The sequence below is a fragment of the Cupriavidus sp. JZ107 genome (genome assembly GCF_053903255.1).
In genome coordinates this window covers 2,024,285-2,038,162 of the sequence record NZ_CP096480.1, presented here as the reverse complement: position 1 = coordinate 2,038,162, position 13,878 = coordinate 2,024,285, and the positions used below count along the sequence as shown (strand labels likewise).

Here is a 13,878-nt window from a genome sequence, read left to right as displayed (position 1 = left end):
CATTGCCCGTCGGCGTCACGGATCTCCGCCACAGGGACCCCGCCGCCATTCCCCGATTCAAGTAATCCCCACCGGCGGTCGATATCCCCACAGCATGGGCTGTCGCCCGGCAGGTTGGCGGACTGTCCGCCGCTACTGATCGATCGAGTCGTCCCATGTCCTTGCGTCGCCTTGTCCTGTCTTCGTCGTCGAATGTCCGCGCACAGCTTGCTGCCAGCGCGGGTGAAGCCAGGCAACGTGCGATCACCGACTGCTTTCGTTGCAATAAGGTGACGTCGCGTGCACTGCGTGCGGTGGCTATGCTAACGTCCCGGGCGATGCCGACCCGGCGGCCGACGGCAGCCGGTGCGTGCACGGTGCGCCGGGGTCCCGCACCACGATTTGCCGCGCTCGACGCGGTTCCGCAATACCAAGGGCGTCCCGTCGCCGGCCTGCGGGCCCGAGCCTGACGGCGCCACCTACACGCATTCCGCAGCGCCCCCTTCGATATGAGTTTTAGCGTTCTGCTGCTCGCCATCCTGCTCGGCATCGCCGTCGGCCTTCGCGCTGTCGGCCGTGGCCGCGATGGGACGGGATGGTCCGGCCGCATGATGGCCCTGACCGCGGGACTGGTGTCGCAGGCGTCGATCGGCCTGCCGGTCTGGGTCGTGTTGCTGTCCGGCTCGGTGCCGCGTTCAGCGGAGTGGTCGCAGGCGCTGGCCGCGTTCGTGGGCGGCATCGCGACGACGGTGCTGGCCCAATGGCTGCACCGCGCGCTGGCGTACTGGCGCGGTGCCGCCATGCTGGCGACGCTGGCCGGCGCGGGCGTGATCGCCGCGGCAGGAATCGGGCTTGGCCACCAGTGCGGCGGCGCGGCCTCGCGCACCGCCTGCATCGATGCGGTGAACCTGCTGCATCCGGCCTGGTTCGGCCTTGGCCTGGCCGTGCTGGGGACGGCGGCGTTCGCGCTGTTGTCGTTGCTGGACCGCCGCCATGCGCCGCAGCGCGAACGCGACGTCCTGCTCAGCGATGCCGGCGAGCCCGAGAGCGAGCGCAACGGCGGCGCGTCGCCGGGTTTGCCGGCGCGGATCGTGCGCCGGCTGAACGGCCGCATGCCGGGCCGGTTGACGGTCCGTCCCGTGGGGCGCGGCCAGGCGACCGTCGGTGAATACAGCGTGGCGACCGATGTGCCCGATCGCGCGGCGTTCGCCCGCTGGCTCGACCAGTCGATCGCCCATGCGCGGCTGGCCGAGACCAGCTGCGCGGTGCTGCTGATCCATATCGCCGACTTCCGCGAGGTCGATGAAGTCTTCGAGGTGCGCGCCGACGACATCCTCGCTCAGGACGCCAGCGTGCTGGCCCAGGCCGCGCTGGAGCCGCACGACTTCCTGGCGCGTCTGGCCCGCGACGAGTTCGCGGTCGGCGTCCCGGCGCTGCTCAATTCGAATCGCGCGCACGAACTCGGCTCGCGCGTGCTGGCGTCGATCTCCGAGTTCGTCACCGCGCGTGGCCTGCAGATGCAGATCGGCGTCAATATCGGCATCGCGGTCTATCCGCGCGACGCGCAGAGTTCGGAGGGGCTGATGCAGGCGGCGCGCGTCAGCCTGTCCGAGGCGCGCGAATCCGGCTCGAACCAGGTGCGCACCTTCAATTCCGCCGCCGGCGAGCGCGCGCGCCGCATGCGGGTGATCCGCCGCGACCTGTGGCTGGCGATCCAGGACGACGGCCTGTCGCTCGAATACCAGCCGAAGTTCGACGTCGACGCGCGCACCGTGGTGGGCGCCGAGGCGCTTTGCCGCTGGCGCCATCCGACGCTCGGCGCGGTCAATCCGGCCGAATTCATCATGGTGGCCGAGCAGTCCGGTCAGATCGACAAGCTGGACGACTGGGTCATCGCCAGCGTCTGCAGCCAGGTGCGCGAGTGGCAGGACGCCGGCCTGCCGGTGGTCCCGGTCGCGATCAACGTGTCGGGGCTGCGCTTCGCCAGCCGCGATTTCCCGCAGTACCTGCTCGAGCAGATCCACCAGCACGACATTCCGCCGTCGGCGATCACGCTCGAGATCACCGAGACGGCGGCGATGAAGGACATCGCGCAGTCGCTGGAGACGCTGACCGAACTGCAGGCGCTCGGCATCCACGTCGCGCTGGACGACTTCGGCAGCGGCTATTCCAGCCTGGGCTATCTGAAGCGGCTGCGGGTCGGCACGCTGAAGATCGACCGCACGCTGATCGGCGGCCTGGAGTCGGATCCGCAGGGCCGCGCCATCGTCGGCTCGATGGTCGCGCTGGCGCACGAGCTGCGGATGCGCGTGGTAGCCGAGGGCGTCGAATCGCAGGCCCAACTGGACATCCTGGCGCGCATGGGCTGCGACGAAGTGCAGGGCTATCTGCTGGCCCGCCCGATGGAAGCCGCCGGCTTCGCCGACCTGCTGACCACTGCGCGCCGCTGAACGCCACGCCTCGGAACCTGCGAACTAAAGGAAGCGAGCCTGCCGGCCGATAAGTCTGGTTGGCGCACAGCGCCGCGGTATGGGGCCGATTCCGGTCCGATATGGCGGCACGCGCCGCAGCGATGCGCCGGCAGGGGCCGGCGCCGACCAGCACAGCATACGGATCGCCACACGGACCATGCCGGCCGATCCGCCGCCGTTTCGAGGTAGCCGCCATGCCAGCTCAACGCATTCTTGTCGTCGACGATTCGCCTTCCCTGCGTCGCATGATCGCCGCCTGCCTGCGCGCCGGCGGCTACGACGTCGCCGAGGCGGGGGACGGCGACGAGGCGCACGCGGCGGCCGAGGCCGCATCGCCGGCGCAGCCGTTCGACATGCTGGTCACCGACCAGGTGATGCCGGGCATGGACGGCCTGACGCTGATCCGCCGGCTGCGCGCCACGACGCGCTACGCCGCGATGCCGATCCTGATGCTGACCACCGAGGCCGACGGCCAGATCCGCGCGCAGGCGCGCGAGGCAGGCGCCAGCGGCTTCCTGCCCAAGCCCTTCGATCCCGATCAGCTGATGCAGTCGGTCGCCGCGCTGCTATCCCCCTCCGAAGAGGGGTAATTCCGGCCGCTTCCGACCCTTCAGCCGCGCATCGGAACTGCCGATAACCAGCAAGGGGCGAGGCGCGCGCCGTTCGCGGGCGCCCTTGGGGCCGCGCCATCGCGGCGCCATCGCCATGCAGTTGCCAGGGCAGTTGCCACGCAGTGGTCAATAAAGGCGGTCGGGCCGGCTGGGGTGCACTCCGCCAGCGTGCAACGACGGCCACAACCGGGGAGCGGGAGCGCAAGATGAACGTCAACATCAGGACCGAAGGAAGCGGCGAGGAGTTTCTCGCCTTCACGCTGGGTCGCGAGGAATACGGCGTCGACATCCTCAAGGTGCAGGAAATCCGCGGCTACGAGGCGGTCACGCAGATCGCCAACGCGCCGGCCTATCTGAAGGGCGTGATCAACCTGCGCGGTACCATCGTGCCGATCGTCGACCTGCGCATCAAGTTCCAGCAGCAGACCGTCAGCTACGACCAGTACACGGTCGTCATCATCGTCGACCTGAACCATCGCACCACGGGCATCGTCGTCGACGGCGTCTCCGACGTGCTGACGCTGACCCCCGCCCAGATCAAGCCCACGCCGCAGTTCTCCGGCAATCTCGACACCGAATACATCCGCGGCCTCGGCTCGGTCGAAGACCGCATGCTGATCCTGGTCGATATCGAGAAGCTGCTGGCGACCGAGGAGCTGGCCGCGATCGAAGCCGCCGCCGCGGCCTGACGCGCGCACCCCGAACGAATCGAGCAGCACAACGTCATGAGAAACAACCAGCCTGTCACCGCGCGCGAATACAAGCTCGCGCCCAACGATTACCTGATTTCGCGCACCGACCTGAAGGGCCGCATCACCTTCGCCAACCGCGCGTTCATCGAGGTCAGCGGCTTTACCGCCGAGGAACTGCTCGGCGCTCCGCACAATCTGGTGCGCCATCCCGACATGCCGCCCGAGGCCTTCGAGGACCTGTGGCGCACGCTGCAGGCGGGCCGCTCGTGGGTCGGGCTGGTCAAGAACCGCCGCAAGAACGGCGACTACTACTGGGTCAGCGCGACGGTGACGCCGACCCGCGTCGACGGACAGACCGTCGGCTATACGTCGGTGCGCTCGATGGCGAGCACCGAGCAGATCGAGGCGGCGCAGGCCGCGTACGCGCGCGTTCGCGCCGGCAACGCCGGCGGCATCCGCATCCGCGAGGGCGCGGTGGTCCGCCGCGGGCCGCTGGGCTGGATCGACGGGCTGCGCCGCCTGGGCCTGCGCGGCCGCATCATGCTGTCGCAGGGCGTGGGCCTGGCATGGTTCCTGGCGGCGCTGGTCGCCTTCGAGCTGCTGGCCGAACCGCAGACGCGCGCGGCACTGCGGCCATGGCTGTGGGGCGGCTTCGTACTGGCGGGGCTGTCGGCGATGGCCACCGGCGCGGCGCTGCTGGCGATGGTGCATCGGCCGATGCGCGAGATGCTGGACTTCGCGCTGCGCCTGGGCGCCGGCGACCTGACCACGCGCTACGAGTTCTCCAGCAACGACGAGATCGGCGCGCTGGCCAAGGCGATGCAGACCATGCAGCGCAGCCTGCTGTCGGTCGTCCGCGAGATCCAGGAAGGCATGAGCGCGATCGCCACGGCCACGCGCCAGGTGGCCGCCGGCAACAACGACCTGTCGCAGCGCACCGAGCAGCAGGCGGCGTCGCTGGAAGAGACCGCGTCGAGCATGGAGGAGCTGACCGGCACGGTGCGCCAGAACGCGGACAACGCGCGCCAGGCCAGCGGCCTGGCGGCCAACGCGTCGGAGACCGCGGTCAAGGGCGGCGAGGTGGTCGGCCGGGTGGTGCAGACGATGGACGAGATCAACGGTGCGTCCAAGAAGATCGTCGACATCATCGGCGTGATCGAGGGCATCGCGTTCCAGACCAACATCCTGGCGCTGAACGCGGCGGTGGAAGCGGCGCGCGCGGGCGAGCAGGGCCGCGGCTTCGCGGTGGTGGCCGGCGAGGTGCGCAGCCTGGCGCAGCGCAGCGCCAATGCGGCCAAGGAGATCAAGGGCCTGATCGGCGATACGGTGGCGCGGGTGGACAACGGCTCGGCGCTGGTGGGCCAGGCCGGACAGACCATGGGCGAGATCGTGCAGGCGGTCAAGCGGGTGACGGACATCATGGGCGAGATCAGCGCGGCGTCGGCCGAGCAGAGCTCGGGCATCGAGCAGGTGAACCAGGCGGTGGCGCAGATGGACGAGGTCACGCAGCAGAACGCGGCGCTGGTCGAGCAGGCCGCCGCCGCGGCCGGTTCGCTCGAGGACCAGGCCGCGCGGCTGCGCGACGCGGTGGCGGTGTTCCGCGTCAGCCTGCACGCCGAGCCGCGCCCGCAGCGTCCGCGCGCCGCGGCGGTGCCCGACACTGCGGCGCCGCGGCTGGCACGCGCGTGATGATGGGTTTTTGACGGGCGATCGGGCACGGACGCCGGCAGGCGCCCGGCACCGATCGAAGCACGGACAGCAGTATCAACCGGCACGACAACGAAGCCGGAAAGCAAGCCGGCAAGCGCACCGATCGCTGGCGATCGGCGCCGCATCCGGCCGGACGGTCATCCAGAAGAAGAGGTAGTTCTCATGCAATGGTTCAAGCAACTGCGAGTCGCGACGAAGCTGGTCGTCGGCTTTCTGATCGTTTCCGTCATCGGCATGGCGATGGGCCTGCTGGGGGTGGTCAATATGGGCCGGATGACCGAATGGACCAGCCGGATCTACAACACCGACCTGCAGGCGCTGAAGGCCGTGCAGGACGCCAACATCAATCTGCTGTACGCCAGCCGCGCGCAGATCGCGCTGCTGTCGGCCTCGACGATGGGTGAACGGACGACCGAGAAGACGCTGATCGAGAAGTCGTTCGGCGTGGTCGACGAGCGCATCAAGCAGGCCCGCAATTCCTTCCAGACCGAACAAGGCCAGGCGCTGATCAAGCAGTTCGATACGTTGCTGCCGGCCTATCGCGACCGCATGGCCAAGTACGTCGAGCTGGTCTCGCGCCAGCCGCTCGATACCTCGCAGTTCGAGAGCCAGGTGTTCGAGGAAAGCACGGCGCTGCTCAAGGATGGCCATGCGATCGAAGAGCTGATGTTCAACATGGTCAAGCGCCGCGACGCCGGTGCCCGCGCGAACATGGAAGAAGCCGAGGGGGTCTACGAGAGCTCGCGCCTGTGGATGCTGGCGCTGGTGCTCGGCGGCCTGGCGGTGTCGTTGCTGCTCGGCGTGTTCCTGGCCCGCGCGCTGTCGCGCCAGCTGGGCGGCGAACCGGCCTACGCGGCCGCGATCGCATCGCGCATCGCCGACGGCGACTTCTCGACCGAGATCAAGCTGCGTGCCGGCGACCGCGACAGCATGCTGTACGCGATGAAGCAGATGCAGCTGCAGCTGTCGGGTATGGTGCAGGAGTTCAAGACCGCGGCCGAATCGATCGCCTCGGCCTCGCGCGAAATCGCCGCCGGCAACAACGACCTGTCGCAGCGCACGGAGCAGCAGGCGGCGTCGCTGGAAGAGACCGCGTCGAGCATGGAAGAGCTGACCGGCACGGTGCGCCAGAACGCGGACAACGCGCGGCAGGCCAGCGGCCTGGCGGCCAACGCGTCGGAGACCGCGGTCAAGGGCGGTGAGGTGGTCGGCCGGGTGGTGCAGACGATGGACGAGATCAACGGTGCGTCCAAGAAGATCGTCGACATCATCGGCGTGATCGAGGGCATCGCGTTCCAGACCAACATCCTGGCGCTGAACGCGGCGGTGGAAGCGGCGCGCGCGGGCGAGCAGGGCCGCGGCTTCGCGGTGGTGGCCGGCGAGGTGCGCAGCCTGGCGCAGCGCAGCGCCAATGCGGCCAAGGAGATCAAGGGCCTGATCGGCGATACGGTGGCGCGGGTGGACAACGGCTCGGCGCTGGTGGGCCAGGCCGGACAGACCATGGGCGAGATCGTGCAGGCGGTCAAGCGGGTGACGGACATCATGGGCGAGATCAGCGCGGCGTCGGCCGAGCAGAGTTCGGGCATCGAGCAGGTGAACCAGGCGGTGGCGCAGATGGACGAGGTCACGCAGCAGAATGCGGCGCTGGTCGAGCAGGCCGCCGCCGCGGCCGGTTCGCTCGAGGACCAGGCCGCCCGCCTGCAGGCGTCGCTGGCCCGCTTCCGTCTGGCCGCCGACGAGCTGTTCGCGCCGTCGCTGCAGGCCCCGTCCGTCGCCAGCCCGATCGCCGCTCCGGCGGCGCCGGCATCGGCCGCCGCGGCCGCCAGCCGTCACGACGAGCCTGCTGCAGCGGATCGTGCGGAACGTGCCGAACGCGCCGAACGTGCCGAACGTGCCGAACGTGCCGAGCCGGCTCCGGCCAAGTCCGCCCCGCGCCTGCCGGGCCGCCCGGCTCCGCGCGCTGCCACCGCCGCTGCGGCTGCCGCCGCCGCCGGTGCCGACAGCGACTGGAGCGCCTTCTGAACACCCCGCCGCGGCGGGGCGGGCGCGGCCGGCACGGCGCGCCCCCGACCATGACAGACGATGAACAGCGAAATCACCCTGTCCCTGCCGCGTGAGGCCGCGGACAAGCTGCGCGGCGAGTTCGACCATTTCGTCCGGCTCTCCACGGGGCTGGACCGGCAGTTCGTGCCGCCCTCGTTCGAGGACTTCCTGCGTGCGCGCGTGATGCACCAGGACGGGCCGCTGACCGAGCGCGCGGTCACGCGCCTGCTGACCGGCGGCGAGTACGCCTGGGCCAAGCGCGTGTTCGACAAGCAACTGCCGCATGCGCTGGCCAATCTGATGCGCGATGCCGAACGCTTCGGCTTCGGCCTTGCGGTGCGCTCGGAATGGTCGCAATCCGAACGGCTGGCGCAGGCGCGCAAGTGGGCGGTCGAGATTCTCGACCACGCCGGCGCCGATCCGGCGCTGGCCGATACGCTGGCGGAACACATCGCCAACGCGGCGATCGACGTGCGCACGATCGAAGAACAGATGCAGACGCCGGCCTGGCGTCTTGCCGACAGCCTGCGCCGGCGCGTCTACGACCTGCTGTATCTGGTGCAGACCGAGCGCGGCACTGGCGCCGCGCTGACCCGCCTGGGAGAGCTGCGCGCGATGGTGGGCCTGGCGCTCGACTACGGCGCGATCGACGCGCAGGAAGCGGGCCGCGTGATGGAGCAGATCGAGCACGCCCGGCCGCACCTGTTCCGCGACGAACCTGACGATGTATTCGCACGGCTCGCCGCGTGGCTGCGCCGCGTCTTCAAGCCGATGCCGGCTGCGCCGTCAATGGTGGAAAGCGACAGGCGTTCGCCGTGAACGCGAAGCGTTTCCAGTAACACGGGAAACTCGCCCGAAAACTGCGCTGAATCGCCTCTCAAGTGATTCTCGCGGCATGTCTGCTGTTACAGATTTGATTCAGATTACGTTACAAGGTTGTTACATCTGTCTGCGTCGTTTCGGCCATGTATCATCCGTACGACAATGCGCATCCCCAACGTAAGTAGGGATTGGCAGCGGCAGCCGATTGCCGATATAAAGCGGTCAGTCCATTTACATTCCGTAACATTTGTTACCAGATGTGAGTTTTGTAACTGGACCGGAGTAGTTCCGATCAGATGTAGTACCCGTCGCACACGCACTGAAACGATCTGGACGCCGGAGGTCTGCCACCGGTAAGCGCTGGACAAGCGGGCGAGGGTTCATTGGTAGCGGGGATAAATTGGAAAGCAGTGAACTTCTGCAGGAGATCAGGGAGGTCAATCTCGCCTATCTGCTGCTCGCGCAACGCCTGGTGCGCGAAAACCAACTCGAAGCCATGTTCCGCCTGGGCGTCAGCAAGGAGATCGCTGACATCCTGGCCAAGCTGACGCCGGCTCAGCTGGTCAAGCTGGCGGCGTCCAACATGGTCCTGTGCCGATTCCGGTTCGACGATCACGCGTTGCTGTCCACGCTGACGCATACCGCCAAGAGCCACGATATGCAGCAGATCCACGCTGCGATCCTGCTCGCGCGGCAACCGGTGGAGTCGCTCAATTGAGCGCGCTGCTGCAGGCCCAACCGGCCCGGAGCTACACCGCCGCTCCGGCCGCCCCGCGCAAGAGCGTACTGCAGGATGCCAACCAGACGCAGCTCGCCATCGAGCTGATCGGCCTGGGTGCGCGCCTGCAGGTGCTCGAAGCCGAGACCACGCTGTCGCGCGACCGGCTGATCCGTCTGTACAAGGAACTGCGCGGCGTGTCCCCGCCCAAGGGCATGCTGCCGTTCTCGACGGACTGGTTCACGACCTGGCTGCCGAACATCCACTCGTCGCTGTTCTTCTCGGCCTACCAGTTCATGGTCGAGCAGGGCGAGGCGAGCGGCATTCGTGCCGTGGTCGCCGCATACCGGCTCTACCTCGAGCACGTGTCCCTGCTAGGCGGCGAAATTGTCTTAAGTTTTACGCGTGCCTGGACGTTAGTACGGTTCTTCGAGAGCAATATGCTGCAGCTTTCCAGTTGCACATGCTGCGGAGGACAGTTCGTCACACACGCCTACGAGCCGAACGCGAACTTCGTCTGCAGCCTGTGCCGGCCGCCATCGCGCGCGGGCAAGGCAAAGAAGCCCTCGAAGGACGCCACGCCAGCGCAACCCGCCTGATTCACGCCGGGCTTGCGCGGCGAGCCAGACCGAGGCGGCACGGCGCGCAGCTTGCCGTGTCTTCCGAGGTACGGCTCGCGCGTGTCCGACGCGTGTTTTTCTGACGGGGAATCGATCGTGCTAGTTGTTCTTGGCTATGTCGTCGTAGTGGCGGCGGTGCTTGGTGGATACGCCATGACTGGCGGCCACATGGGCGCGCTATATCAACCGGCAGAACTGGTGATCATTGGTGGCGCCGCGGTTGGCGCCTTCATCAGCGCCAACAGCGGCAAGGCGATCAAGGCGACCTTGCGCGCGCTGCCGCAGCTGCTCCGCAGCAGCAAATACAACAAGGCGCTGTACATGGAAGTGATGGCGCTGCTGTACGTGCTGCTGTCCAAGGCGCGCCGCGAGGGCATCCTGTTCCTCGAAAAGGAAATCGCCGATCCGGCCGCCAGCAGCGTCTTCAGCCAGTACCCGCGCATCCTCGCCGACCCGGCGATGATGGAATTCCTGACCGACTATCTGCGCATGATGGTCAACGGCAACATGAATGCCTTCGAGATCGAGGCCCTGATGGACCACGAGATCGAGACCTTCAAGCACGAGGCCGAAGTGCCCGCCCACGCGCTGGCGCGGGTCGGCGATGCGCTGCCGGCATTCGGCATCGTCGCCGCGGTGATGGGCGTGGTCCATGCGCTGGCCTCGGCCGACCTGCCGCCGTCGGTGCTGGGCGCGCTGATCGCGCATGCGATGGTCGGTACCTTCCTGGGCATCCTGCTGGCCTACGGCTTCGTCTCGCCGCTGGCCTCGCGCGTCGAGCATCAGGTTGCCGAGACGGTCAAGATGTATCAGTGCATCAAGGTCACGCTGCTGGCTTCGCTGAATGGCTACGCGCCGCTGGTCGCGGTCGAGTTCGGCCGCAAGGTGCTGTACTCGAGCGAGCGTCCGTCGTTCCTGGAACTGGACGACCACGTGCGCGAAGTCAAGAGCCTGACGTAAGCGCGTCGTCCAGGCAGTCCGCGAGCCAGTCCATCCGTCCGTCCAACGCAGGCCAAGCATGACCGATCACGCGCGCCCCATCGTCGTCCGACGCGTCGCCGCCCACGACAAGCCGCACGGCAACCACAGTTGGAAGATCGCCTACGCCGACTTCATGACGGCGATGATGGCCTTCTTCCTGGTGCTGTGGCTGCTGAGCACGTCGACGCCGAAGGACCTGGTGCAGGTGGCCGAGTACTTCCGCACGCCGCTGAAGGTCGCGATCGCCGGCGGCCAGAAGACCAGCGAGTCGCCGAGCGTGATCCCCGGCGGCGGCATCGATCCGGCCAGCAAGGACGGCGAAACGCGGCGCATGCGCGAGGACGACCCCCAATCGCTGCAGAAGCGCCGCGACCAGCTCGAGACCGAGCGGCTGCGCGCGCTGAAGCAGCGGCTCGAACAGCTGATCGAGAACAACCCGGTGCTGCGCCAGTTCCGTCCGCAGCTGCTGCTGGACATCACCAGCGAAGGGCTGCGCATCCAGATCCTCGATACGCAGAACCGGCCGATGTTCCGCACCGGCAAGGCGGTGGTCGAGCCGTACATGCGCGACATCCTGCGCGAGATCGGACCGGTGCTCAACGAGATGCCGAACAAGGTCAGCCTGTCGGGCCATACCGATTCGTCGACCTACATGAACGGCGAGCGCACCTATTCGAACTGGGAGCTGTCGGCCGACCGCGCCAACGCCTCGCGCCAGGAACTGATCGCGGGCGGCATGCAGGAGGGCAAGGTGCTGCGCGTGCTGGGCCTGGCCGCCACCATGCCGCTGGACAAGAAGGATTCGCTGGCGCCGGTCAACCGCCGCATCAGCATCGTGGTGCTGAACCAGCGCGCCCAGGCCCGCTTCGAGGCGGAGAACGCCAGCGCGGCCGACGTCGCGGTGCGCGCCAAGGCCGGCGAGTCGGCGCAGGCGCTGCAGCAGGGGATGGACGAGGCGACCGGCGCGTCGGCGGCGCGGGCGCAGTAGAAAGGCTTGCCCTGTCCCCCGGCCCCTCTCCCGCAAGCGGGAGGGGAGCGCCTTCCGCATGCCGAGGGTGTTCCCCTCTCCTGCACGCGGGCAAGGGGTAGGGAGAGCGCAGCCGGCGCTTAAATCAGTAACAAAATTTAATAAGACCGTCGGCGAGGTCGATAACCAGCTGGTAACGGCTCAATGCTTAGCAATCAGTGATTCAGGACGGTCATGTCTGTCGATATCGATATCACGCAGTTCTACCAGACCTTCTTCGAGGAAGCGGAAGAGCTGCTCGTTGAAATGGAGCAGTTGCTGCTCGGCCTCGACATCGAGGCGCCCGACGCGGAAGACCTCAATGCGATCTTCCGCGCGGCGCATTCGATCAAGGGCGGGGCGGCGACCTTCGGCTTCAGCGCGCTGACCGAAACCACCCACCTGCTCGAGAATCTGCTGGACCGCACGCGCCGCCACGAACTGGCGTTGTCCAGGGCCATCATCGATACCTTTCTGGAAACCAAGGACGTGTTGCAAGACCAGCTCAACGCCTACCGCAACGGTACCGAACCCGATCCGCAGACCCTTGCGCGCATCTGTGCGGTGCTGCAGCAGCTGGCGTACGAGACCGGTGGCGAAGCACCGGCCCCCGCGCCGGTAGCGGCCGCTCCGGCGGCGGCCCCGGCTGCCGCCACGGCCGCGCCCGGCGGCGCGCTGAAGGTGCGCCTGCTGAACGTGTCGAAGGACGACCAGGCGCTGCTGCGCGAGGAGCTCGGCAATCTCGGCGAGATCCTCGGCGAGACGCAGAGCGACAGCGAGCTGGCGATCGAGCTGGCGACGCAGTGCAGTCCCGACGATATCGTCGCGGTCTGCTGCTTCGTGATCGACGCCGAGCAGATCGTGATCGAACCCGCCACCGGCGCGGCTGCCGCGGCGCCGGCCGCCGCCGCCGCGACGGCCGTTGCCGAAACCGTGGCCGCGCCGGCTCCGGGCCCCGTTACCCCCGCACCGGCGGCGGCACCCGCAGCCAAGGACAAGGAGCGCGCCAAGGCCAGTGCCGCGGCCGCGCACCAGGAGTCCGGCTCGATCCGCGTGCCGACCGAGAAGGTCGACCAGATCATCAACCTGGTCGGCGAACTGGTGATCACGCAGTCGATGCTGGCGCAGACCGCGTCGTCGCTCGACCCGGTGCTGTTCGACCGGCTGTTCTCCGGCATGGGCCAGCTCGAGCGCAACGCGCGCGATCTGCAGGAAGCGGTGATGTCGATCCGCATGATGCCGATGGACTATGTGTTCTCGCGCTTCCCGCGCCTTGTGCGCGACCTGGCCGCCAAGCTCGGCAAGCAGATCGACCTGGTGACCTTCGGCAAGGCCACCGAACTGGACAAGAGCCTGATCGAGCGGATCATCGACCCGCTGACCCATCTGGTGCGCAACAGCCTGGACCACGGCATCGAGACCCCGGACAAGCGCGTCGCCGCGGGCAAGGATCCGACCGGCCAGCTGATCCTGTCGGCGCAGCACCACGGCGGCAACATCGTGATCGAGGTCAGCGACGATGGCGGCGGCCTGCGCCGCGACAAGATCCTGGCCAAGGCGATGCAGAACGGCCTGCCGGTGTCGGAGAGCATGAGCGACGAGGAAGTGTGGCAGCTGATCTTCGCGCCGGGTTTCTCGACCGCCGAGGCGGTCACCGACCTGTCGGGCCGCGGCGTCGGCATGGACGTGGTCAAGCGCAACATCCAGGAGATGGGCGGCCACGTCGAGATCAGTTCGCGCCCCGGCAACGGCACCACCACCCGCATCGTGCTGCCGCTGACGCTGGCGATTCTCGACGGCATGTCGGTCAAGGTCGGCGAGGAGACCTTCATCCTGCCGCTGAACTGCGTGATGGAGTCGCTGCAGCCGAAGGCCGACGACGTGCGCACCGCCGCCAATACCGAGCGCGTGATGCACGTGCGCGGCGAATACCTGCCGCTGCTGGAGCTGCACCGCGTCTTCAACGTCGAGAACGCGGTGCAGGAGCCGACCCAGGGCATCGCCATCATCCTGCAGGCCGAGGGCAAGCGCTTCGCGCTGCTGGTCGACCAGCTGATCGGCCAGCACCAGGTCGTGCTGAAGAACCTGGAGACCAACTACCGCAAGGTCCCCGGCATCTCGGCCGCGACCATCCTGGGCGACGGCAGCGTGGCGCTGATCGTCGACGTCGCCGCGCTGCAGCGCACCGGCGTGCGGCGCCAGGAGCCGGTGCTGGCGTAACGACA

At 68.0% G+C, this 13,878-nt stretch carries 11 protein-coding genes; all 11 read left to right on the top strand.

Features of this window, described 5'->3' with window-relative positions; genetic code table 11:
* Nucleotides 1-488: 488 nt before the first annotated feature.
* The 11 genes from M1D55_RS08790 (at nucleotide 489) to cheA (ending at nucleotide 13,873) form a co-directional block, all read left to right on the top strand.
* Nucleotides 489-2,429, top strand: a complete 1,941-nt coding sequence (locus M1D55_RS08790) for a putative bifunctional diguanylate cyclase/phosphodiesterase (protein WP_064577343.1) — start codon at nucleotides 489-491, stop codon at nucleotides 2,427-2,429.
* A gap of 215 nt (nucleotides 2,430-2,644) precedes the next feature.
* Nucleotides 2,645-3,040: a response regulator gene (locus M1D55_RS08785; RefSeq protein ID WP_232204319.1), complete on the top strand. Its 396-nt coding sequence runs from the start codon at nucleotides 2,645-2,647 to the stop codon at nucleotides 3,038-3,040.
* Nucleotides 3,041-3,267: 227 nt separating this feature from the next.
* On the top strand, nucleotides 3,268-3,750 hold the full coding sequence (locus M1D55_RS08780) for a chemotaxis protein CheW (RefSeq protein ID WP_456280674.1): 483 nt from the start codon (nucleotides 3,268-3,270) through the stop codon (nucleotides 3,748-3,750).
* 36 nt (nucleotides 3,751-3,786) lie between these two features.
* Nucleotides 3,787-5,442, top strand: coding sequence for a methyl-accepting chemotaxis protein (locus M1D55_RS08775; RefSeq protein WP_456280673.1), 1,656 nt, complete (start codon nucleotides 3,787-3,789; stop codon nucleotides 5,440-5,442).
* A 183-nt stretch (nucleotides 5,443-5,625) separates the two neighbouring features.
* Nucleotides 5,626-7,485: a methyl-accepting chemotaxis protein gene (locus tag M1D55_RS08770; protein ID WP_456280672.1), complete on the top strand. Its 1,860-nt coding sequence runs from the start codon at nucleotides 5,626-5,628 to the stop codon at nucleotides 7,483-7,485.
* A 60-nt stretch (nucleotides 7,486-7,545) separates the two neighbouring features.
* The gene (locus M1D55_RS08765; RefSeq protein ID WP_006579235.1) at nucleotides 7,546-8,325 is read left to right on the top strand and encodes a DUF4088 family protein; all 780 of its coding nucleotides are present in this window, start codon (nucleotides 7,546-7,548) and stop codon (nucleotides 8,323-8,325) included.
* A gap of 403 nt (nucleotides 8,326-8,728) precedes the next feature.
* Nucleotides 8,729-9,046, top strand: a complete 318-nt coding sequence (gene flhD / locus M1D55_RS08760; protein ID WP_006579236.1) for a flagellar transcriptional regulator FlhD — start codon at nucleotides 8,729-8,731, stop codon at nucleotides 9,044-9,046.
* Nucleotides 9,043-9,645 (top strand): flagellar transcriptional regulator FlhC, encoded by a 603-nt coding sequence (gene flhC / locus M1D55_RS08755; RefSeq protein ID WP_006579237.1) that lies wholly within the window; start codon nucleotides 9,043-9,045, stop codon nucleotides 9,643-9,645. Before flhD ends, flhC begins: the two co-directional genes overlap by 4 nt.
* 117 nt (nucleotides 9,646-9,762) lie before the next feature.
* Nucleotides 9,763-10,626, top strand: coding sequence for a flagellar motor stator protein MotA (gene motA / locus M1D55_RS08750; protein ID WP_006579238.1), 864 nt, complete (start codon nucleotides 9,763-9,765; stop codon nucleotides 10,624-10,626).
* A 58-nt stretch (nucleotides 10,627-10,684) separates the two neighbouring features.
* Nucleotides 10,685-11,635 (top strand): flagellar motor protein MotB, encoded by a 951-nt coding sequence (gene motB / locus M1D55_RS08745; protein WP_023264293.1) that lies wholly within the window; start codon nucleotides 10,685-10,687, stop codon nucleotides 11,633-11,635.
* Nucleotides 11,636-11,848: 213 nt separating this feature from the next.
* Nucleotides 11,849-13,873 carry a chemotaxis protein CheA gene (gene cheA / locus M1D55_RS08740; RefSeq protein WP_064577469.1) on the top strand — a complete coding sequence of 675 codons (2,025 nt, stop codon included), beginning with the start codon at nucleotides 11,849-11,851 and terminating at the stop codon, nucleotides 13,871-13,873.
* The last annotated feature ends 5 nt before the right edge of the window (nucleotides 13,874-13,878 follow it).

Excerpts from the sequence above, each read along its gene's own strand:
- M1D55_RS08790 (WP_064577343.1), top strand. The coding sequence starts at position 489 with ATGAGTTTTAGCGTTCTGCTGCTCGCCATCCTGCTCGGCATCGCCGTC.
- M1D55_RS08785 (WP_232204319.1), top strand. The coding sequence starts at position 2,645 with ATGCCAGCTCAACGCATTCTTGTCGTCGACGATTCGCCTTCCCTGCGT.
- M1D55_RS08780 (WP_456280674.1), top strand. The coding sequence starts at position 3,268 with ATGAACGTCAACATCAGGACCGAAGGAAGCGGCGAGGAGTTTCTCGCC.
- M1D55_RS08775 (WP_456280673.1), top strand. The coding sequence starts at position 3,787 with ATGAGAAACAACCAGCCTGTCACCGCGCGCGAATACAAGCTCGCGCCC.
- M1D55_RS08770 (WP_456280672.1), top strand. The coding sequence starts at position 5,626 with ATGCAATGGTTCAAGCAACTGCGAGTCGCGACGAAGCTGGTCGTCGGC.
- M1D55_RS08765 (WP_006579235.1), top strand. The coding sequence starts at position 7,546 with ATGAACAGCGAAATCACCCTGTCCCTGCCGCGTGAGGCCGCGGACAAG.
- motB (WP_023264293.1), top strand. The coding sequence starts at position 10,685 with ATGACCGATCACGCGCGCCCCATCGTCGTCCGACGCGTCGCCGCCCAC.
- cheA (WP_064577469.1), top strand. The coding sequence starts at position 11,849 with ATGTCTGTCGATATCGATATCACGCAGTTCTACCAGACCTTCTTCGAG.